Origin of the sequence: Mucilaginibacter terrenus, assembly GCF_003432065.1 — a bacterium.
GTDB lineage: Bacteria > Bacteroidota > Bacteroidia > Sphingobacteriales > Sphingobacteriaceae > Mucilaginibacter > Mucilaginibacter terrenus.
This window is the reverse complement of sequence record NZ_QWDE01000001.1, coordinates 2,009,675-2,032,296: the sequence shown is the minus strand read 5'-3', so window position 1 is coordinate 2,032,296 and position 22,622 is coordinate 2,009,675. Positions and strand designations below refer to the sequence as shown.

General features: G+C 46.6%; 11 protein-coding genes. 6 read left to right on the top strand and 5 right to left on the bottom strand.

The window, feature by feature from the left end:
* Positions 1 to 128: 128 nt before the first annotated feature.
* The 6 genes from DYU05_RS09095 to DYU05_RS09070 all read left to right on the top strand — a co-directional run bounded on the left by DYU05_RS09095 (position 129) and on the right by DYU05_RS09070 (position 17,079).
* On the top strand, positions 129 to 4,241 hold the full coding sequence (locus DYU05_RS09095) for a two-component regulator propeller domain-containing protein (protein WP_235853976.1): 4,113 nt from the start codon (positions 129 to 131) through the stop codon (positions 4,239 to 4,241).
* Between the two features lie 404 nt (positions 4,242 to 4,645).
* The gene (locus DYU05_RS09090; protein WP_165852032.1) at positions 4,646 to 7,771 is read left to right on the top strand and encodes a SusC/RagA family TonB-linked outer membrane protein; all 3,126 of its coding nucleotides are present in this window, start codon (positions 4,646 to 4,648) and stop codon (positions 7,769 to 7,771) included.
* 23 nt (positions 7,772 to 7,794) lie between these two features.
* The gene (locus DYU05_RS09085; protein ID WP_117382629.1) at positions 7,795 to 9,522 is read left to right on the top strand and encodes a RagB/SusD family nutrient uptake outer membrane protein; all 1,728 of its coding nucleotides are present in this window, start codon (positions 7,795 to 7,797) and stop codon (positions 9,520 to 9,522) included.
* A 121-nt stretch (positions 9,523 to 9,643) separates the two neighbouring features.
* Positions 9,644 to 13,237, top strand: a complete 3,594-nt coding sequence (locus tag DYU05_RS09080) for a VCBS repeat-containing protein (RefSeq protein ID WP_117382628.1) — start codon at positions 9,644 to 9,646, stop codon at positions 13,235 to 13,237.
* A 51-nt stretch (positions 13,238 to 13,288) separates the two neighbouring features.
* Positions 13,289 to 15,124, top strand: a complete 1,836-nt coding sequence (locus tag DYU05_RS09075) for a 3-keto-disaccharide hydrolase (protein ID WP_117382627.1) — start codon at positions 13,289 to 13,291, stop codon at positions 15,122 to 15,124.
* An 11-nt stretch (positions 15,125 to 15,135) separates the two neighbouring features.
* Entirely contained in the window at positions 15,136 to 17,079 is a 1,944-nt protein-coding gene (locus DYU05_RS09070; protein WP_117382626.1) for a c-type cytochrome, read from the top strand.
* Here the strand turns inward: DYU05_RS09070 and DYU05_RS09065 are convergent.
* Genes DYU05_RS09065 through DYU05_RS09045 form a run of 5 tightly spaced genes read right to left on the bottom strand, consistent with a single transcriptional unit; the run spans position 17,076 to position 22,567 of the window.
* On the bottom strand, positions 17,076 to 17,663 hold the full coding sequence (locus DYU05_RS09065) for a nucleotidyltransferase family protein (RefSeq protein ID WP_117382625.1): 588 nt from the start codon (positions 17,661 to 17,663) through the stop codon (positions 17,076 to 17,078). The two genes, DYU05_RS09070 and DYU05_RS09065, sit on opposite strands and share 4 nt — an antisense overlap.
* The gene (locus tag DYU05_RS09060; RefSeq protein WP_117382624.1) at positions 17,660 to 18,802 is read right to left on the bottom strand and encodes an XdhC family protein; all 1,143 of its coding nucleotides are present in this window, start codon (positions 18,800 to 18,802) and stop codon (positions 17,660 to 17,662) included. Before DYU05_RS09060 ends, DYU05_RS09065 begins: the two co-directional genes overlap by 4 nt.
* Complete coding sequence (locus DYU05_RS09055; protein ID WP_117382623.1) at positions 18,799 to 20,952, bottom strand: xanthine dehydrogenase family protein molybdopterin-binding subunit; 2,154 nt, start codon at positions 20,950 to 20,952, stop codon at positions 18,799 to 18,801. The genes DYU05_RS09060 and DYU05_RS09055 overlap by 4 nt, the downstream gene beginning before the upstream one ends.
* Positions 20,952 to 21,932: an FAD binding domain-containing protein gene (locus DYU05_RS09050; protein WP_117382622.1), complete on the bottom strand. Its 981-nt coding sequence runs from the start codon at positions 21,930 to 21,932 to the stop codon at positions 20,952 to 20,954. Before DYU05_RS09050 ends, DYU05_RS09055 begins: the two co-directional genes overlap by 1 nt.
* Positions 21,929 to 22,567: a (2Fe-2S)-binding protein gene (locus tag DYU05_RS09045; RefSeq protein WP_117382621.1), complete on the bottom strand. Its 639-nt coding sequence runs from the start codon at positions 22,565 to 22,567 to the stop codon at positions 21,929 to 21,931. The genes DYU05_RS09050 and DYU05_RS09045 overlap by 4 nt, the downstream gene beginning before the upstream one ends.
* Between the last annotated feature and the right edge of the window lie 55 nt (positions 22,568 to 22,622).

Sequence of the window (22,622 nt, the reverse complement as noted above, 5' to 3'; positions counted from 1 at the left end):
AATGTTGCATTTACATTTATTAGTATATTAGGGTCGCGGTTTGATACACTATCCTCTGCATCAACTGCGGCCAATTATAAACTATGCGATTTAAATTCTCCTTGTTGCTTGTGCTTTTTTTTGTTGCAATGCAGTGTTTGCATGCGCAGGAAGACACGTACCAGTTCTCGCATCTGGATATTACCAATGGCCTGTCAGATAACCAGGTAAACTGCATTTTTAAAGATCAGAAAGGTTTTATGTGGTTTGGCACCACATCGGGGCTTAACCGGTATGATGGGCACAAGTTCAAAGTATTTAAACGCGATAGTCGCAATCCTAATTCTCTTCGGGAAAATCATGTAATGCACGTTAACGAAGGCCCGGGCAACAAGTTATGGGTTTTTACGCACAGCAGCATAAGTGTTTATGACCCGGTCACGGAAAGCTTTTCAGATGTTTCGCGGGAAGCAACAAAATATAAAATACCAACAATTCAAATAGTAAAGGTACAAAAAGACAATTATGGTCGTTTTTGGTTCCTTACCGCAAAACAAGGTGTTTATTGCTACCAGCCGCAAAATGACAACACCGTACATTACGGTACTAACACCAGCCAGGAGGTAACACTACACTCAGACCATGTAATGGATGTTGTTGTAAGTCAGCCGTACAGATTATGGCTTATTTACAATGATGGTTTTATAGAGCAGCTGGATACACGCGAACATAAGGTGTTACGGAGTTTTGACGGTGTTTTTAAAACCAATAAGGCACCGTTACGCAACTACACTATGGCGATGGATAGCAAAGAAAACCTTTGGGTGTGTTCTGATGCCGGTGCCATTGGGGCTTTTATGTACAACACACGGGCCAACACCATGGTGCACTTCAGCAAAGATGCCGCTGGGTACAGGCTGAATGCAAACGTTATAACCAGTGTGATAGAAGCTGATGATAATAAGATCTGGATAGGCTCTGATCATGGCGGTATTAATGTTATCGATCCCGTCACTTTAAAAATATCTTACATTCTCAGTAAGCCTTCAGACTCAAAATCAATCAGCGGGAACAGCTTATATCTTTATAAAGACAACACCGGCATTATATGGGCGGGTACCTTTAAGCAAGGTATAAACTACTATCACAGCGGTATAATGCAGTTCCCGTTGTATAAACATTCTACGTCCGATCCAAAGAGCCTTCCTTTTGAGGATATAAATAGCTTTGAAGAAGATGCCAAACAAAATTTATGGATAGGAACCAACGGCAACGGGCTGCTATACTTCAACAGGGCTACAAACACGTACACACGCTTCAAACACGATCCGCAAAACAGCAACAGCTTGTCCAACGACATTGTGGTGCGCTTGTTTATTGACAAAGACCAAAAGCTTTGGATAGGGACATACTTTGGCGGATTGGACTGCTATGACGGTAAAACATTTACGCATTACAGGCACAACGAAAAAGATCCATCAACAATAACCGACGACCGCGTTTACAGTATACTGCAGGATGCCGCAGGAGATATATGGGTGGGTACGTTTATGGGTGGTTTGAACGTGTTAGACCGTAAGACAGAAGCCTTCAAGCATCCCAGGTATCCTATGGTGTCTGACTATACCGCAGTTATCTATGAAGATCGGGATAAAAATAAATGGATTGGGCGCGATAAAGGCATTGATGTAATAGAGTACAAAACCGAGAAGGTAAGGCATTATACATCTAAGCCTAAAACCCTGAACAGCCTGGTAGGTAATGATGTAAACACCATAATGCAGGACCGCCACGGGCTTATGTGGATAGGAACTAAAGATGGCTTGAGCATACTGGATACCAAAACCAACCACTTTCTTAACATAGAGGAAGGCATTAACCTGCCTGCCAATAATGTTTCGAACATAATTGAAGATAAGGATGGTAAAATGTGGGTGAGTACCACCAACGGCTTATCCAGTATAGTACTTACTTCCGTTGCCGGTAAGTATAAAGTGAACATTAATAACTATAACGAATTGGATGGCCTTCAAGGCCGTGCTTTCAATTTGTATGCTGCTATGCGGCTAAAAAGCGGGGAACTTGTTTTCGGTGGAATAAACGGTTTCAACATATTTGATCCGGCTGTGGTAAGTACCTATAAGGCTAACCCGAATATACTATTTACTGATCTGAACTTGTTCAACAAAACCGTAACTGTGGGCGATACGGTAAACGGCAAGGTAGTACTGAATAAAGCTTTATCGGAGATCAAGGAGCTAACGTTAGGGCATGATCAAAATGTGTTTGATATTGAATTCGCCACGTGCGATTACTTTAACCCCGCAAAAATAAAGTACGAGTACAAACTGGAGGGCTTTGACAACCGATGGACGGTTGCCGGTCCGGAAAAAAAAGCAACCTACACCAACCTGGATGCCGGTGATTACGTGTTTAAGGTACGTGCACAAAACAGTGATGATGAGGAGGTATCACTTAAAATAACTGTACTTCCACCATTCTTTAAATCGCCGCTGGCTTACACCTGCTATTTTGTGCTGCTGGTAGGTGTACTGTTGTTCAGCAGGCACCGGGGCATATTAAAGCTCAAGCGCGAATTTGAAGCGACACAGGCAAAAGCAGAAGCCGAACGCAAAATTGCACAAGAGCGTGAAGAAGCCCGCCGTATGCATCAGCTTGACCTAATGAAGATAAAATTCTTTACCAACGTAAGCCACGAGTTTCGTACGCCGCTGTCACTCATCCTTTCGCCGATTGACAATCTTATTAAAGTTACCGAAAAGCCGGAGCAACAAAATCAGCTGCTCACCATCAAGCGAAATGGCAAGCGCCTGCTCAACCTGGTTAACCAGCTGCTAGACTTCCGCAAAATGGAGTATAACGAACTGAAGCTTTCCCTAAAAAAGGGCGACATTATCCAGTTTGTACGGGAGGTGTCATCGTCGTTTAAAGATGTAGCCCAGCAAAAACAGATACAGTTCCTGGTAGAAAGTGAGGTTTGCGCTTATATAACCGACTTCGATCATGACAAAATAGAACGCATACTTTTCAACCTGCTGTCAAACGCATTTAAGTTTACACCATCGGGTGGGCACGTAAGTGTTATGATAAGCATGAGCAACAACCCTGATGAAAAATCAGGAAAAAATCTGCTGGAGATCAAAGTAATTGATACTGGCATTGGCGTAGCCAAAGAAAATCAGGAAAAAATATTTGAACGCTTTTTTCAGGACAATATGCCCGAAAACCTGCTTAATCAGGGCAGCGGTATCGGGCTTTCTATAACCCGGGAATTTGTGAAAATGCAGGGTGGAAGTATTGAACTCGAGAGTGAACCGGATTACGGCAGCTGTTTTACTGTTTCGCTACCGGTGGGAGTGAAGTATGACGAACAGCAGGAGCAAATTGAAGTGACGGAGCAAGAAGTTATTTTACCTGAAACAATCGAGGCGGCGCCTGCTGGGCCCGGCTCGGCTAAAAAGCCTACCATTCTTTTAATCGAGGATAACGATGACCTGCGCTTTTACCTGAAAGACAACTTGAAAAACAGTTTTCACATTATAGAAGCGGTAAACGGTAAAGATGGCTGGCAAAAAGCGCTTGCATTACACCCTAAACTGATTGTAAGTGATGTAAGCATGCCTGAAATGACTGGTGTTGAGCTTTGCAGGAAATTAAAGGGCGACAACCGTACAAACGGTATACCGGTAATATTACTTACGGCGATGAGCACCGAGGAGGACCAGCTTAGCGGGCTGGAAAGCGGAGCTAACGATTACATTGTTAAGCCGTTTAACTTCGAGATTTTGTTATCCAAGATTCAGAACCTCCTGCGGATGCAAAAAACCATGAAGCAAACGTATCAGAAACAACGAGACGTCAATGCAAAGGATATTAAAGTTGTATCTGAAGACGAGAAGTTCCTGAAAGCGGCGCTGGATTATATTGAGCAAAATATTACTAATATCAATTTTTCTGTAGAGGAACTAAGCAGGCATCTCAATTTGAGCCGTGTGTCGTTGTATAAAAAACTGCTAACCTTAACAGGCAAAACACCGGTAGATTGCATACGTACAATTAGGCTTAAGCGTGCAGTACAATTACTTGAGAAAAGCAAGCTCAGCATAGCCAGCGTAGCATACGAGGTGGGCTTCAACAATGCCGCCTATTTTTCAAAAGTCTTTCGTGAAGAGTATGGCGTATTACCGTCAGAATACATTAACAGCTTACGTGAAAAAGACAAGGCTACAGAGTCGGTATAGCAGGCTATCGACGCAATAATCATCAGCTTACAAACAACAGAAAAGCCGCCTTTACAAGGCGGCTTTTCTGTTGTAAAAGGTCGCAAACTTTTTAAAGTATATTTTTTGGTAACGAAGTCCTGTGTACTGCTTTTGATAACTCATTTGCTAATCGATTGCATTAAAAGTGGGTTTAATGCTATCCAGGGCCACTTTTCACGTGCTTAACATTTGTTATATAAACGTTAACAATTGTGGTATATAACCATTTTTCGCTGTGATACTTTTATGCTGACGTTAAAGCCATCCAACACCTTTATTGTCAACAACCAATTTCAAAACTTAATACCAATTAATGTATGATCAAAAAACTACAAATTAAAAATGTTGTGGTGCTTATCGGTCTCAGCCTATCATTTTGCTTGATGAGTTTAGCCGGGTATGCGCAATCACGGCAGATCACTGGTGTGATATCCTCTACGGACGCTGGTCCGGTGGTGGGTGCCAGTGTAAAAGTAAAAGGCACAAGCACCGGCGTAACCACCGATGTAAACGGTGCTTATAAATTAAACGTACCAGCAGGAGCGAGCACCCTGGTGGTAACTTACCTGGGCTATGCCAGCCAGGAGATAGCTCTTGGTGCAGGAAGCGTTTACAGTGCTACCCTGGTGCCTAACATCAGCAACCTTAATGAAGTTGCAGTTGTATCGGTAGGTTACGGTACAGCACGCAAAAAAGACCTTACAGGGTCAATCAGTTCGGTAAGCTCAGAAACCTTGAATAAGATTCCGGCTCCGTCACTGGAAGTTGCTTTACAGGGCCGGGCGTCTGGTGTTCAGGTGCAGGCAAATGACGGTGCTCCCGGCGGTAACACTTCTATCCTCATTCGTGGTGTAGGTAGCTTGGCCAGCGGCGGTAATAACCCGTTATATGTAGTAGATGGCTACCCTCTTGAAGGTGGTATCAATAACTTCAATACAAACGATATCGCATCTATCGACATTTTGAAGGATGCGTCAGCAACGGCTATATACGGTGTACGTGGTGCAAATGGTGTTGTTATTATAACCACTAAAAAGGGCAGGAAAGATGGCGTGCAAGTATCATTAGATGCTTACAACTCATTTCAGGCGCAACCTAAAAAGTATGATTTACTTAACGCGCAGGAGTGGGCTACATTGGCGAATCAGGTGGCCGACGCTGATCCTAACTTTGTGGAGTTACCTATCTGGCGTAACCCGCAATCGCTTACAACAGCAGATTGGCAGGATGCATTATACCGTACAGGCCGTACTCAAAACTACAGCCTTGCTATACGTGGCGGTAGTGACAAGGTTCAGTCCGCGACATCTGTAGGTTACTATGATCAGAAAGGTATTGTACTTGGTTCTTATTTCAAGAGAGTAACTGTTGGGCTTAACCTTGATTATCAGGCAACACCATGGCTTAAATCATCAACCAGCGCCAAGTATACCTATCAAACATCAAACAACCCTTACGGTACCGGTTCTTTAGGTAACTTAACCCAATTAATTCCTACGCTTGATGGCGGTAACAGCGCTACCAGCCAAATTAAAGATGCGAACGGCAACTACGGTTTCTACAATCCGGACAATACTTATACTGCCAAGTACAACAACCCGGTTTATAATATTGAGACCAACGAATATGAGAACATTGGTAACAACCTGCTTACCACCTCATCTTTAGAGGCTACAATATTACCCGGCTTGCGAATCAAGACTAATGCGGGCGTTCGTTTAAACACTTATTCAGGTTCTTTCTTTCAGCCTGAAGATACCCGCATACAGCAGCAATACCCTGCAGCTGTTCCAACAAACGCTTTGTACAGCCAGCGTCAGAACAATACATTTGAGTGGCTTTGGGAAAATACCTTAGCGTATGACAAAACATTCGGCGCTCACAAAATCAGCTTTGTTGGCGGTGTTTCTCAGCAGAGCACCTCATTTACAGCAAACGGTGCGAGTGGTATACCAAAAAATAGCGTAATTCGTGATTTGGCGCAGCTAAGTAACCTGCAGTTTGATGTTGATGGTAACGGTAAAACCATCACTACATTGGCATCGCAATTCGCAAGGCTTACCTATACCTTCCTGGACAGGTACTCAATTAACGGTACCGTACGTAGAGACGGTTCATCAAAGTTTGATGAGGGTCATCAGTATGGCGTGTTCCCGGTAGCAGGCCTTACATGGAGGGCTAAAGAAGAGTCGTTCCTTAAAAACGCCAGCTGGATCAGCGATTTAAAGTTCCGCGGTAGCTACGGTAAAACAGGTAACCAGGGCCCTATAGCTCCTTTCAGGTACCAGGCACTATATTCAACCGGTTTACCAGCTGCAAGCAGCGGCAACCTTGGTTATCCATTTAATAAATTGTACCAGGGCGGTATTGCGCAGATACAACCTGCCAACCCTGACCTTCGCTGGGAAACAGATTACCAAACAGATATAGGTATGGATGCGTCATTCCTTAATGGTGATCTTAATTTCACTGTAGATTGGTTTAAGCGTACATCAAAAGACTTCCTTTTAAACATTGCCGCTCCTGCTCAGTCTGGCTACACTTCATTCACCAAGAACGTAGGTAGCATGGAGAACAAGGGCTTTGAGTTTGCTGTTAATTACAACCACAGCGTTAAAGATTTCCGTTACGGTTTAAGCCTGACACTGTCTGTTATCAAAAACAAGTTAACCAGCATTACATCAGGAACCGACTTTGTGACCAACTTTGGTGGCCTGGCGCTTACAGGGCCAGGATGGGCTGACAATACTTTTACCAAAACTTACATTGGCAGACCAGTTGGGGAGTTTTATGGCTACAAAACAAATGGCATAATACAATCTCAAGCTCAAATAGATGCACTTAATGCAGCTGCTGCAGCTAAGTTCCCGGCAAATCCGTTCTACTATCAGTCTGCAACATCTCCGGGCGACCGTTATTTTGTTGATACAAATGGCGATGGCCACGTAACAGTTGACGATCAAGTGAGCTTGGGTAGCCCGCTGCCAAAGTTCTTTGGTGGATTTAACCTTGACTTAAGCTACAAGTCGTTTGACTTCAACGCTTATTTCTATGGTATGTACGGCAACAAAATACTTAACTACCAGGAAAGCTCACTGGAGAGTTTCCAAAACCGCGGTTTCGTAGGGGTGGAGAACGTTAGCCGCCAATACGCGCAAAACCATTGGTCGCCAACTAACCCATCTAACAGGTATACCCGTGTTACCTATAGTGATGCGCTTATCCTAAGCAACGTTCCGTCTGATGTTTGGGTGGAGAACGGCAGCTTCCTTAAATTGAAGAACGTTACCGTGGGCTATACCTTGCCAACAGCATTGGTTAACAAAGCATCCCTTTCTAAAGTAAGGTTCTATTTATCAACTCAAAACCTCTTCACAATAACAAAATACACCGGTCTTGATCCGGAAATTGGTATACAAGGTGGTAACGCTACACAAAACGGCATTGACAATGGTACTTACCCGGGCTCAAGGTTCTTCACAGTGGGCTTAAATGTTACTCTTAAATAATAACGCTTTAAAAAATTAATGATATGAAAATGAAGAGAAAAGCGATTACATTATTAGCGTTATCGGCAGCCTTAATGTCTCCGCTGGCGTGTAAAAAGGACTTTTTATCGCAAACGAACAGGTTTAAATCATCTGCTCAGGCCACCTTCCAAAAACCCGGAGATGTGGTTGCATTGGTGAACAGTATATATGACGGATACCAGAACAGCGATTTGTTAAAAAAATGTATCTGGTATTATGCAAACTTCCAAACGCACGACTTTTACAACTACGGAGCTGACGTGGCATGGAACAACTACCAGATTAACTCAAGCTTTGGAGCTTTATCTGTATTCTGGAATAATGCATACATAAGCATCGCACGCGCAAACTCGGCGTTTGATATTATTGCCGACGCAAAAGCGAGAGGCATACTTACATCTGCCCTTGCAGATCGCTTAACAGGCGAGGCTTACTTCCTGCGCGGTATGACTTATTATTATCTTGCCGGTTCATTCGGCGGTGTGCCATTGGAGCTTAAGTCTGTTACAGATGGTTTAACACCACGTTCATCTCAGGATGATGTATTTAAACAGGTGGTAGCAGACATGAAGCAGGCAGAAACATTGTTGTTGTCAAAAACAACTTTGCCTGCTGCCGATTTAGGTCGCGCTACAAAAGGTGCAGCTTACGCATATGAGGGCGCCGCGCAGATGTGGCTAAAAGATTACGCAGCCGCGCTTACAGCTTTTAACAACCCTGAACTTACCAGCAACTATCATTTGCTTCCTAATTTCGTTGATGTTCATGAATTTGATCATCAGAACAATGACGAGTCTTTGTTCGAGATTCAATTTGAAGTTTCCGGCTCACAAAGCTGGGATGGAGGCTGGCAAAATGGTGGCGAAGTTGCCTGGATAGATGACTTTAGCTGGCCGGAAGAGATCTCAAACTTCGGTTATGATTATGCTAACCCGGGCTTATGGTATTCTTACCAGGCTGGTGACCAGCGCAAAGCCGTAACCATTATAGGTCCTGGCGATGAGGTTAAAAGCCCAGGAATTATTGCCAAATGGGGTGGCATAAAGGGCTACCCTGCGGTAACTGCTGGTTTTGCTGCTGGCAACGACCGTTATAAAGCTGATAATGGTACCATCATCAATACTAACGGTACGCTTACCCGTCCATGGTACGGCGTGTCTGACCAATTACGTTCTGGCTACTACTGTGCAAAAAAATGGCGCGATCCGCAGCTTACAGGTGGTACTGGCAACCAGGTAATATTTGGTTCACAAAATCAGGTATTAATGCGTTACGCGGAGGTGTTGTTAAGCCGTGCCGAATGTAAAGTACGCACCGGTGATGTTGCTGGTGCAATGGCGGATCTGAAAATTGTCAGAGATCGTGCTTTTGGTGGAACTGCTCCGGCTGTAATGCAGGACGGTGCCAGGTTTGACGGAACGCCTGCCGCTCCTATAACAGATCCTTTACAAATGGTGTTAAGCGAGTACAGGCACGAGCTTACCGGCGAATACTCTGTATTTTACGACCTTCGGCGCGCAGGCCCGGGTGTAGCTTCAGCTTTCATTAAAAACGCTTATGGTACTGATGCTACTACTACACCTCAGCCATACCCGTTTGGCCCGACAGCTGATGGTAAAGCACACGGTGTTTACCGTACTACTTTACCGGAAGGTCGCGACTTGCTGCCTATTCCGCAGCAGGCTATTGGCCTAAACCCTAACTTGACGCAAAATCCTGCATATCAATAATGATTGGTTTATAAGTTGATGCATAAGAGGTCTCCCCGTTGGGGAGGCCTTTTTGTGTTTTTCCGTTGCGTGTGTTTTGTCAGTTTAAAAGCTGATATTGTAAGAGCTATAGAACCTGAATATGAAGTTATTCTACAATGCGTTTTTTCTTTTTTTGATTATATCCTGTTTTTTGTCCTGCAAAAAAAAGAGCCAGTTTGAACGTGTCTCATCATTTCATTCCGGAGTAGACTTCAATAACGAGATTACAGAAAATGATTCCATTAACCCGCTGGACGTAGTTAACATATATAATGGCGGCGGCGTTGGTGTGGGCGATTTTAATAATGATGGCCTCCAAGACTTGTATTTTACAAGTAATATGGTGCCCAACAAATTGTACCTGAACAAAGGTGATCTTAAATTCAACGATGTTACTAAGGAAGCCGGTGTTGGCGGTAGTGGACGCTGGGGCAGAGGGGTATCAATAGTTGACATTAATAACGATGGACTTGCGGATATCTACGTCAGCAATACTATTTACAAAGATTCTACAAGGCGCCACAACTTCCTGTACATCAATAAAGGTGTAAATAAGGACGGCGTGCCGCAGTTTAAAGATATGGCTATGGAGTATGGCCTGCATGCCGGTACCGAATCTACCATGGCAAGCTTTTTTGATTATGATAACGACGGGGACCTGGATATGTACCTTGTGGTAAATAACGCCAGCTCCTCTTATAACCCTAATGTATTTGGGCCTGCAAGCGCCCGTATGCCGCACTTTAAAACAGGTAAGCTATATCGTAATGATTGGGATAGTAAGCTTCAACATCCTGTTTTTCATGATGTTTCTGTACAGGCAGGTGTAACTATTCCGGGTTTCGGGCACTCGGCATCAACGGTAGATATTAACAGCGACGGTTGGAAAGACATCTATGTAGCGGATGACTTCATTTCTAACAACATCCTGTATATCAACAACCATGACGGTACATTTACCGACCGTTCAAAAGAGTATTTTAAACATACATCTTTGAATGCAATGGGGCAGGACATTGTAGATATCAACAATGATGGGCTTGCGGATGTCATTGAGTTAGATATGAATCCGGAGGATAACTATCGCAAAAAGATGATGCTGATGCCAAATAGCTATCAAACGTATCAGAATTTTGAGCAGTTCAACTATCAATACCAATATGTTCGTAATACACTTCAGCTGAACCGTGGGCCACGGCCGGGTGCCGATGGTAAACCCGGTACACCGGTTTTCAGCGACATTGGCTTTTTAAGCGGTATAGCACAAACCGACTGGAGCTGGACACCCGTAGTGGCTGATTTTAACAACGATGGCTATCGCGACGTGATCATAACCAACGGCTTCCCACGGGATGTATCTGACCGGGACTTCATGACCTATCGACAGGAAGCGTACGCGGTGGCATCTAAGGAGATGGTGCTCAAGCAGATACCTGAAATTAAGATACACAACTACGCTTACCAGAATAACGGCGACCTTACCTTTAAAGATGTAAGTACCGACTGGGGTTTAGAGACGCCTACCTTCTCCAACGGTGCAGTGTATGCCGATCTGGATAACGATGGGGCGCTGGATATGGTCGTTAATAATGTGAACGATAAAGCATCTATTTACCGGAATACAGCCAGGGATGATGACGAAAATCTGCAAAAATCACACTTTTTACAAGTGTTCTTCAAAGGTGATAGCCAGAACATAAATGGACTGGGTACTTTGGTGAATATTTACTACAATCACGGCAAACAACAGTTTTATGAGAACAATCCTTACCGCGGTTATTTATCCACCGATCAGGTGGTAGGCCACTTCGGTTTGGGGCAGGTAAGCGTGCTGGACTCTGTTATGATACGGTGGCCAAACGGTAAAAAGCAGAAGCTGGTAAACGTAAAAGCAGACCAGCGGCTGAAGGTTGATATTGCCAACGCATCTACAAATTATGTACCTACGCCGAATTTGCAAATAGCAAAAGCACTGTTTAAGGATGTGACCGATTCTGTAGGCGTGCACTATTCCAGTAAAGATGCATCTACCATAGACTTTAACATACAAAAGCTGTTGCCGCATAAACTGTCAGAATATAGCCCTGCTATTGCGGTTGGTGATGTAAACGCCGATGGTTTAGATGATATGATAGTAGGTGGCAGCACTTACAACCAGGCACAGGTGTTCTTTCAGCGGGCTGATGGTAAGTTTATACAGCGCGATCTGCTGCCGAATGCACCGGCGCCAACCCTAAACTTTAAGGACGGGGGTATATTGCTGTTTGATGCCAACGGGGACGGTAAGCCCGACCTTTACTGTGCAAGCGCAGGATACGAGGCACCTGCAGGCAGCCCTATATACCAGGACAGGTTATACCTTAACGATGGTAGAGGAAACTTTACCCTAGCTACCAACGCCTTACCGGTGAATCTCGGCAGTAAGTTGTGCGTACGCGCAGTTGATTACAACAAGGACGGCAAGCTGGATCTGTTCATCTCTGGCCGTGTAAAGCCATGGGAGTACCCTAAGCCCGTATCAAGCATTATACTGCGTAACGATAGTCAGAACGGTCAGCCCAAGTTTACCGATGTTACCGCGCAGATTGCACCCGCCCTGCGGAACGTTGGTTTGGTATGCGACGCCCTGTTTACAGATTTTGATAATGACGGATGGCAAGACCTTATGGTTGCAGGCGAGTGGATGCCGGTCACCTTCCTGAAGAACGATCATGGTAAATATGTAAATGTCACCGCAAACACCGGTATCAGCAACAACCTGGGCTGGTGGAACTCCATAGTAGCCGGCGATTTCCGTCATACCGGCAGAACAGACTACATTGTAGGCAATACCGGCCAAAACACTATCTTACAGGCAAGTGACCAATATCCTGTATATATTACCGCGAAGGATTTCGACAACAGCCATACCTACAGTGCTGTACCATCAACTTTTTTTAAAGACAAGGACGGCAAAATGAAAGAATTCCCGGTACAGGGCCGTGATGATATGCTGAAGCAAATGATTAGCATGAAGAAGAAATACACCAATTACAAGTCGTACGCGACCGCAACTATGCAGGACATCTTCACGCCGGAACAGTTGAAAGGTGCCCTGCGCTTGAAGGTGAACATGCAAAAAAGCTGCTTTGTACGTAACGATGGCGGCGGCAAGTTTACCATGATACCCCTGCCTATAGAAGCACAGGTGTCTGTAGTAAATGGTATGGAAACAGGAGACTTTGACGGCGACGGCAACCTGGATGTGGTAATAAATGGTAACGATTACGGTACTGACGTTGCCATTGGCCGGTACGATGCCATGAATGGCCTGGTGCTGAAAGGCGATGGCAAAGGCGGCTTTAAACCGCTGAGTATATTGCAAAGCGGCATTTATATACCGGGTAATGGTAAAGCATTAGCTAAACTGCGCGACAGCAAGGGACATGAACTGCTCGCTGCAACTCAAAACCACGACTGGACAAAGGTATTTAAGCTAAACCGGACGGCAGCTACCGTGGATGTTAAGCCGGATGATGCCTACGCCCTTATCAGGTACAAAAACGGCCGGACAGACAAGCAGGAGCTGTATTTTGGTTCGTCGTTCTTATCACAATCTGCAAGGTTTGTAAGCCTTGGTGCAGATGTAAGCGCGGTTGATGTTGTAGATAATAAAGGCGCCAAACGTACTATTGATATTTCAAAGAAGAAGTAATAACCAATTAAATAATAAGCTGGCGGCTTTAAACCGTAAGCTCTACCAATTATGACGAACAAACTATTCTACAATGCTGCTTGTGCCGCCTTGTCGCTGGCGAGCCTCGCGGCGGCGGGTAACGCGCGGGCGCAAGCCTTGAAAAATCAAGTCTCTTTAACCGATATGTCTGCATTTGCCGCTCCTCCAAAAAGCTGGGAAATAGCCGGGAGCATTCATGCCGGTATGGACAAGATGAATGAATTTGACACCGGTAAAGGCACAGGTGTGCTGGTGAACAGGAGTGACGAGAAAAACCCGGGACACGATCTGTACTTTAACCTGCAGCATGGAGACCTGGACCTGGAAATGGACTACATGGTGGCCAAAGGTGCTAACTCGGGCATTTACCTGCAGGGCCGTTACGAGATACAACTGCTGGATAGCTGGGGTACAGTAAACCCAAAATCAAGCGATAACGGCGGCGTTTACGAACGCTGGGACGATAGTAAGCCCGATGGCATGAAAGGCTACGAAGGCCATGCGCCACGCCAGAATGTAAGCCGCGCACCCGGTCTTTGGCAGCACATCAAGATATCGTTCCAGGCACCTAAGTTTGATGCCCAAGGCAATAAAATAGCCAACGCTAAAATTCTTGCTGTTACACTTAACGGCGTTCTCATACAGGATAATGTCGAACTGTCTGGCCCTACACGTGGCGCGTATGACAATAAGGAAAGTGCTACCGGTCCGCTTCGCTTACAGGGCGACCATGGCAGTGTTGCGTTCAAGAACATCAGCTACACCAGCTTTGATAAGCCGCATCCAACTGTATCGCAGTTAAAATATGTGGTTTACAAGGGCACGTTTGATGCCGAACCGGATTACAAAACATTAAAGCCGGAAGCACAGGGCGCGGGCGAGTCGCTTAGCTCCAACGAGGTAAAACTTGCTAATGATTTCCTGCTGAAGTATACCGGCGTAATGCACATTAACGATGCGGGCGAATACACCTTCAGGTTGAGCGTTCCCGGTGGAAAAGGTGGTTTAAGTATTGCCAGTAAACCGGTTATTGCGCTCGCAAATAACCGTGGCAGTGGTAGCGCGCAGCTATCAGCAGGCGACCAGCCTTTTGAGGTGTTCTACGCTAAAACTGTGGACTGGGTAAAAGCAGCCCTTGCGCTTACTGTAGCTGGCCCGGGTATACGCGAATACACGCTTACAGATGCAAACGTTAGCAATAACGATCCTGTTGATCCTATCCTGATCAACGCTACGGAGAATACCATCCTGCGCAGCTTTACTGATTTGCCGGGCAATTACCGGGTAACTCACGGGGTAAACGTAGGCAGCACAGATCAGCTGCATTATACTTTTGATATGGATAAAGGCATGATCGTTCAGCTTTGGCGCGGCGGCTTCCTGGATGCCACCCCGATGTGGCACGAACGCGGGGACGGATCATCAAGGGCAGCAGGCTCAACACAGTTTTTTGGCAAAGCAGTGCCTGCAATTGCAAAGCTGACTACGGCCGACGCTACATGGCCTGCAGACACAGCGGGTACAGCTTATCGCCCGAAAGGATATGTGCTGGATGCAGATGGCAGGCCAACGTTTAAATACCAGCTATACGGCGCAAGCGTTGCGGATGCCAGTACAGTTATAACAGGCGGGCAAGGCTTACAACGCACCGTTGCGGTAAATGGTTCAATTCCGGGTGCTATGTTCCACCTGGCGCAGGGCAACAAAATAGAACAGCTAAAGAACGGCTGGTACGAGGTGGACGACCAATACTACATCAGGCTGGATGATGCCGCAGGCGAAAAGGCGGCCATCCGTAGCGTAGGGGGAATGCAGGAACTGCTTATCCCGATAAAACAAAAATTAACCTATTCTATCATTTTTTAACGAGACAGCTGATGATGAATTTATATAAACAAATGATGGGCAGGTTTGCAATTGGCGTATTAACCTGCATGTTGCTGGGAGGAAGCGCGAAAGTATTTGCCCAGGCTGAGTCTCCGAAAGAAGACGACTTTTTTAAGATCATGAAAGTGCCGGCACCCGAAGGTACCATACTGGAAGTTGGGGGCCTGTGCACTCTGCCAAATGGCAGCCTGGCGGTAACTACCCGCCGTGGCGATATATTTATTGTAGAGAACCCGACCAGTCAACGGCCGTTCTTCCGCAAGTTTGCATCGGGCTTACATGAGGTTTTAGGAGCGGCTTATAAAGATGGCGCTTTATACGTGGTACAACGCGGTGAACTGACCAAACTGGTTGATACCAACATGGATGGTAAAGCCGACGTATTTGAAACGGTTTACGCCTGGCCTCTCTCCGGCAATTACCACGAGTACAGCTTTGGCCCTAAGTTGGCTCCGGACGGAAGTTTCTTTGTAACACTTAATCTTGGCTTCCCGCCGGATTGGTGGCATCCTAAAAGCTTTGTACCGTACCGCGGCTGGGCGCTTAACATTACCGAAGATGGTAAAGTTACCCCATGGGCAGCGGGTTTCCGCTCGCCTTGCGGCATCAGTATGATAGACGGGCAGCTTTGGTACAGCGACAACCAGGGCGACTGGGTTGGCTCGGGCAGTATCATGCCGGTTAACAAAGGTAGTTTTATGGGGCACCCGGCTAGTTTGGTGTGGACCAATCTGCCTAATTCACCGTTGAAGCTGACTTCCGAAAAGTTTTTCTCCATGAACAACCCGAGGATAGAATTCGATAAGAGCGGCCAGCCTTTTAAACCATTGAACATTGAGAACGAAAAGTTTAAAACAGAATTCGAAGCCAAAAAAGAAATTCCAGAACTGCAACTGCCAGCTGTATGGTTGCCTCATGGTATCCTGGGGATATCCAACTCCGAGATCGTAAAGATCCCGGAAGGCGCCTTTGGTCCGTTTTCCGGCCAGCTGCTGGTGTGCGACCAGGGGCAGAGCATGGTAGACCGCATTTTTCTGGAGAAAGTGAACGGCGAGTACCAGGGTGCAGCATGGGCATTCCGTAGCGGTTTTCAGTCGGGTGTAGTAAGGCTAGCCTGGTTGCCCGACGGATCTTTAGCAGCCGGCGAAACCAACCGTGGCTGGGGATCTGCAGGGGAGGCTACCATGGGCCTACAGCGTTTGGTGTGGAACAACCACATCCCGTTTGAAATGCGCGCTATAAGGGCCATGCCTGACGGTTTCGAAATAGAGTTTACTAAACCTGTAGACAGGAAGGTTGCAGAAGACCTGGCTTCTTACAAGGTAGATAGCTACATTTATAAATACCATGGTGTATACGGCAGCCCGCCGGTTAATACCGAGAAATGCGCAGTTACAGGTGTGAAGGTGTCAGAGGACGGACTGAAAGCACGCATAGTGGTTAATAACCTGCGCAGGTACTATATCCACACCATAACGCTTGACGGCATCCGCGATAAAGAGGGTTACTTTAACCTGGTACATCCTACAGCTTATTACACGCTGAATAACATCCCGGAAGGGAAAAAACTAACCGCAGCTGAAGTGAGCAAACAGAGCTCGGTAAAAGCTGTAGCGGCTGTTAAGACCGCTCCGGTAAAAACCACGGCAGCTGCAGGTAAAGTTGTTGCAAAAGCGCTTACCTATGATGAGGTAAAGCCACTGCTGCAAAAGAACACCTGTTTGTCCTGCCACAACCCGAACACGAGGCAGGTAGGCCCGGCCTTTAAGGACGTTGCCAAACGAAAATACACTGTAGCGCAGATAATGGCTTTGATCAAGAACCCTAAACCAGAGCACTGGCCGGACTACTCGACCCCAATGCCACCTATGCCGCAGGTAAGTGCACAGGATGCGCAAAAGATTGCCACCTGGATACGATCTTTAAATAATTAATTATCTGGAGAAAGAAGATTGTTGTAATCATCCTGTGTATCGATATCGATGACACCTTTATCAAACGGGATGGTTACAACTTCCTCAGGATGGGTTTTAAGAATGTTTTTGGCACCTTCGTCGCCTTGAAGCAGTAGCAGGTGGTTGAACATGCTCCTGTCAAATAATACAGGTACCCCAACTGTGCCGCCATAGGCGCAAGCCACAATGGCTTTTTCGCTTTCCTGTTTTGCTTGGAGCATAGCATCCAGTAACTTATGGTTCACGTAAGGCTGATCGCAGAGGATGAACAAGGCGCTGTCGATATCAAAATCATGCAGCATGTAGTTAACAGCTGCCTTTATGGATGATGCCATCCCTTCTGACCATTCGTTATTCAAGATGATATGTACATCCTGGTGAGGGATATAAGAACTAACCAACTCGTGGTTAGCTCCTACCACTGCAATAACCGGCCGGCATTTTGACACCATTGCAGCCTCAACAGCATGCTGAATAAGTGTTTTGCCGTCATAAATGAGCGTTTGTTTGGGTTCGCCCAATCGTGATGATGAGCCCGCCGCAAGAATAACTACTGCCGTCATGAACTGCTTATTTTTTTGATGTGGGTGGTGTGAATAGGTGTTGGCTTAAATTTAAGCGAATAACCCTGCCGGGACGACAACACCGCTTTAATTTCCGACAATATGGATAAGGCGATCTCTTCTGCACCTTCCGAACCGATGTCCAATCCTACAGGACCGTAGATGCCGTTCAGTTGATCCTGAGTAATATTAAACCCATTATCTTCCAGTTCTGCAAGCATGCGCTCCAGCTTCTTTTTAGGGCCGAGTATGCCTACATAGGGGAGTTGCAGCGGAATAAGCTCTTGTAAAAGGGCCAGTTCATAGTTGTAGTTATGCGTCATCAGCACAAACGCTGTTTGCGGATTAAGATCAACGTGCTGTAATACTTCCGAAGGCTTTGCAATGATAACTTTTCTTGCTGAAGGAAACCGGTCGGCAATGGCATAATTAGGTCTGCCATCTACAACGGTTACATCCCAACCAAGCACGGCAGCCATTTTAGTAAGGGGTATGGCATCATTACCGGCACCAATTACTACAAGGGTAATAAGTGGCTTGATAAATTCCACAAAAGCGGTGTATTCCACTTCGCCTGTTAAAATCCGCGTTTCAGATTGTTGCTGATCAAAAACACGTTGTGCATCGTTGATGAGCGAGAGGCGATGATCTGAGCTCTCCAGTCCTGATATTTCCAGCCCTTGAGTAGTCAGGCATAAACACGTTCCGGGCTGGGGTGCTTTGCGGTCTTCGATGGAGAACAGCGTAACAAGTACCCCCTGTAAACGCTTATCTACAATGGCTTTAAGCAATCCAATAGGACTGGTGCCACTGTCGTTTATAGGTTCTATAAGGATATGTATGATGCCGTTACAACCCAGGCCTACGCCTAGTTTGCTGTCGTCATCATCCATGGTATCGTAAGTGACCAGCATAGCTTCCTGCTGATGAATAACCAACCGTGCTTTGCGTAATGCATCACCTTCTAAACAGCCGCCGCTTATTGCACCGGTGAGTTGCCCGTCCTCAGTGATCAGCATCCGCGCTCCGGCACGCCGGTAAGCGGATCCCTCTACCTGCACAACTGTGGCAAGCGCGGTTTTTATACCACTTTGAGCGGCGATATCATAAGCATTAACAATGTCTGTTAGTTCCTTCATCCAATAAGCTTATCGGGCGTAATAGGCAAATCGCGAACACGCTTTCCGGTGGCATTGTAAACCGCGTTAGCTACCGCCGCAGACATGCCTATTAACGCGATCTCGCCCATGCCTTTAGCACCAATGGGGTTGATGTAAGGGTCGGGTTTGTTCACGAATATAGCGTCTATCTGTGGTATGTCGGCATTTACCGGTACGTGATAGTCGGCGAGGTTGTTGTTTACGTACCTGCCGTAACGGTGATCTATCACACCTTCTTCCATCAAAGCCATACCAATGCCGCCAATAGCGCCCCCTACAATTTGGCTGCGCGCGGTTTTAGGGCTTACAATATGGCCGGAGTCGGCGACGCAGGCAACCTTATTTATCTTTACAACGCCGGTAGCCGGATGAACCAGCACCCTTACAAAATGCACCGACCATGATTGCATGGAGTACTTTTGATTATTTGGCCCGCCCTGTGATTTGGTAAGCACCTCTAACGATGGCAGGTTTTTGTCGTTTAATATTTTAACGTAGTTCAACTTGTCAGTACCGCCGTTACCCATCAGCTGCTGAAACTTTTCTTTCATCACCACACAGGCATCATGCACCGCCGATCCTACGGTTGATGTAATGGACGAGCCGCCCTGCATTGGCGCGTAGGGCAGGGAAGAGTCGCCCATTTCAAACTTTATCTTCTCTGGTGCTATGCCAAGTTGTTCTGCAGCGATACTAACAGCTGCCGTCCCGGTGCCGGGACCAATATCACTTACTGCTGTTTGTAGCACCAGGGTGCCATCAGCATTAAATATTGCCCTAACGGTAGCAGTATCTCGGTATGCACCGAACATGCCGCCGGCCATGCCATAGCCAACCAGCCAGCCATTCTCCTTCAAGGTGCCCGGTTCGGCTTTACGAACAGACCATCCGATCTGCTTTGCGCCCATCTGGTAAGCCTCATCCAGGTACTTGCTCGAGTATTCCTTTTTGTTCTCCGGATCAACCTTGGCATAGTTCTTCATGCGGAGGTCTATGGGGTCCATCTTCAGCTGGTACGATAGTTCGTCCAATGCGGACTCCAGCGCGAAAGCACCAGTAGCCTCACCCGGGCCGCGCATCCATGTTGGCGTATTTACGTCCAACGAAATAAGCCGGTAGCGGGTGGTAACATTAGGGCATTCGTAAAGCCCCTTACTGGTACCTATTGGCCCTTCGGCAAAATCTTCATAAGTAGATGTTTGGCCGGTAGCCTCATGCGTAATGCCAACCAGCTTGCCATCGGCTGTAGCGCCGATGCCTATCTTTTGCCAGGTATAAGGCCGGTAACCTACAGAAGTGAACATATCTGGACGGGTTAGTACCAGCTTGACAGGGTGCTTAACTACTTTTGCACCCAAAACAGCAGCAATCTCGTGCGGCCAAACCTGCAGCGCGCTGCCGAATGCACCACCAACAAACTTTGAGTTTACCTGAACATCTTCTTTCTTGAGGTTAAATGCTTTTGCAATGTCATCACGGGTGGCTATAGCGCCCTGTGTTTTGTCCCAAACCGTAAGCTTGTCAGGAGCATCCCAGCGCGCTATTATGGCGTGCAGCTCCATAGGGTTGTGCACTTCGGTAGGTATAATGTATTCTGCCTCCAGTTTTACCGGTGCAGACTGCCATGCATCTTCGGTACCGCGGATATCGTCCTTTCCGCCCCAGGGTGCCTTGCCTTTTAGTTCGGCAGGTGGCTTAGTCTGGTGGGCCTCTTTGTCGTAAGTTACCTTCACCAACGATGCGCCGTATTGTGCACGTTCAAAGGTATCTGCCACAACCATGGCAACGGGGTGGCCGTTGTATAATATTTTGTTATCGTTAAAAACTCTCAGAGGACCGCTTTTTACCTCAGGCTTGGCTGGGTTTTTAGCTTTTTGATGCCCGGGAACTTTGGGCGCGTTCAGGTGGCTTAATACCGCCAGTACTCCGGGTGCTTTTTCCGCAGCTTTTGACTCAATAGAGGCAATTGTGCCTTTGGTAATGGTACTCATTACCAACACGGCGTAAACCATGCCTGGCAATTTATGTTCCGCAGAATATTTTGCAGCACCAGTTACTTTGGCGCGGCCATCCACACGGCTCATGCCGTCAGCAGAGGTTGGGATTGTTTTCATAAGGTCCATTTCCATTATACCAATCCTCCCGCGTGTTTAAGGGCTTCGGTGATAGTAGCCGGGCCAAGTTTAAGTTTAAATGAATTGTACTCGCGTCCTTTAGCACCCTGCATTGCTAAAGCTGCTGCCTGCGCAAAGTTTTCTTCTGTAGGTTTTTTGCCAATCAGCGACTTTTCAGCATCGAACAATCGCCATGGTTTGTGCGCTACACCGCCCATTGCTAAACGTGCTTGTTTGATAACACCGTTCTGGATATCCAACGCGGCAGCTACAGACACCAATGCGAATGCGTAAGACTGCCTGTCGCGCACTTTAAGGTAGTAACTGTTCTTTGCAAAATTGTTGTCTGGTATTTCTACCCCTATTATCAGCTCGCCGGGGGCAAGGTTGTTGTCTTTCTCCGGATGTTCTCCGGGCAGGCGATGAAAATCTGTAAATAAGATTTTTCGCTGACCAGTCTTACCAACTATTACAACAGATGCATCAAGCGCAGCTAAGCCAACGCACATATCGCTTGGGTGTACGGCAATACATTGCGGGCTGGTACCAAAAATGGCGTGCATGCGGTTAAAACCGCCCATTGCGCCACAACCTGTTCCGGGTGCCCGCTTGTTACAAGGCATTGCTGTATCGTAAAAGTACGGACAACGGGTGCGCTGCATCATGTTGCCGCCAACAGTTGCCATGTTGCGCAACTGTGGTGACGCGCCGGCTTTTAGCGCCATTGAAAGCAGCGGTTGTTTATTTAACACTAGCTGATTTTCAGAAACTGCTGAATTTAGTGCCAGTGCACCAATGTGCAGGCCGTTTGCAGTAGTGTTTATACTTCTTAGCGGAAGCTGGTTGATATCTACCAGCCTGTCCGGACTGGTTACACCTTTCTTCATCAGGTCCACCAGGTTGGTACCGCCGGCTATGATCCTGGTGCCGGGTTTAGCTATCACATCAAGCACGGCTTGCTGGCTGGTAGGGCGTACGTATTGAAACTGTTTCATACAGTTTGTCCTCCTTGCTTAACTTCTAATATAGCATTAACAATATTAGGGTAAGCGCCGCAACGGCATATGTTGCCACTCATATATTCGCGTATCTCTGCTTCGGAATTGGCGTGTCCTTCGCGTACGCATGCAACAGCCGACATGATCTGGCCAGGTGTGCAGTAACCGCATTGGAAACCGTCGTGTTTTATGAACGCCTCCTGCATAGGGTGCAGGTTATCGCCGTTGGCCAACCCCTCAATGGTAGTAACTTTCCTCCCGTTAACCATTACACCAAGTGTAAGGCAAGAGTTTACGCGCTGTCCGTCTACATGTACGGTGCAGGCACCGCATTGGCCATGGTCACAACCTTTTTTTGTTCCGGTAAGGTCAAGCTGTTCGCGGAGTATATCCAGCAGCGTAGATCGTGGCTCAACGGAAAGCTTGTATGGCTTGCCGTTTACCTCCATGTTAAGCGGCAGCTTCTCGGCATCAGCCGTATGACCATCTAACTGGCCGGTAGCTGCCTGCAAGGCTAATGGAGGAGTTAAAGCCGCCGCGGTAAGCAACGACGTTTGCTTTATAAAGTCGCGCCGCGTTCCATTAGAGAGCATATCTCCCTCCGGAAGCATTTCGGGTTGTTTTTCGGGCATAAAAAAGTGTTTGATTGGCAATGTCAAGATAGCACTTTTGTTAGAACCCTGAAAG

What these genes read in the sequence shown, in the direction of transcription:
- DYU05_RS09095 (WP_235853976.1), top strand. Translation starts at nt 129, where the DNA reads ATGCAGTGTTTGCATGCGCAGGAAGACACGTACCAGTTCTCGCATCTG.
- DYU05_RS09090 (WP_165852032.1), top strand. Translation starts at nt 4,646, where the DNA reads ATGAGTTTAGCCGGGTATGCGCAATCACGGCAGATCACTGGTGTGATA.
- DYU05_RS09085 (WP_117382629.1), top strand. Translation starts at nt 7,795, where the DNA reads ATGAAAATGAAGAGAAAAGCGATTACATTATTAGCGTTATCGGCAGCC.
- DYU05_RS09080 (WP_117382628.1), top strand. Translation starts at nt 9,644, where the DNA reads ATGAAGTTATTCTACAATGCGTTTTTTCTTTTTTTGATTATATCCTGT.
- DYU05_RS09075 (WP_117382627.1), top strand. Translation starts at nt 13,289, where the DNA reads ATGACGAACAAACTATTCTACAATGCTGCTTGTGCCGCCTTGTCGCTG.
- DYU05_RS09070 (WP_117382626.1), top strand. Translation starts at nt 15,136, where the DNA reads ATGATGAATTTATATAAACAAATGATGGGCAGGTTTGCAATTGGCGTA.
- DYU05_RS09065 (WP_117382625.1), bottom strand. Translation starts at nt 17,663, where the DNA reads ATGACGGCAGTAGTTATTCTTGCGGCGGGCTCATCATCACGATTGGGC.
- DYU05_RS09060 (WP_117382624.1), bottom strand. Translation starts at nt 18,802, where the DNA reads ATGAAGGAACTAACAGACATTGTTAATGCTTATGATATCGCCGCTCAA.
- DYU05_RS09055 (WP_117382623.1), bottom strand. Translation starts at nt 20,952, where the DNA reads ATGGAAATGGACCTTATGAAAACAATCCCAACCTCTGCTGACGGCATG.
- DYU05_RS09050 (WP_117382622.1), bottom strand. Translation starts at nt 21,932, where the DNA reads ATGAAACAGTTTCAATACGTACGCCCTACCAGCCAGCAAGCCGTGCTT.
- DYU05_RS09045 (WP_117382621.1), bottom strand. Translation starts at nt 22,567, where the DNA reads ATGCCCGAAAAACAACCCGAAATGCTTCCGGAGGGAGATATGCTCTCT.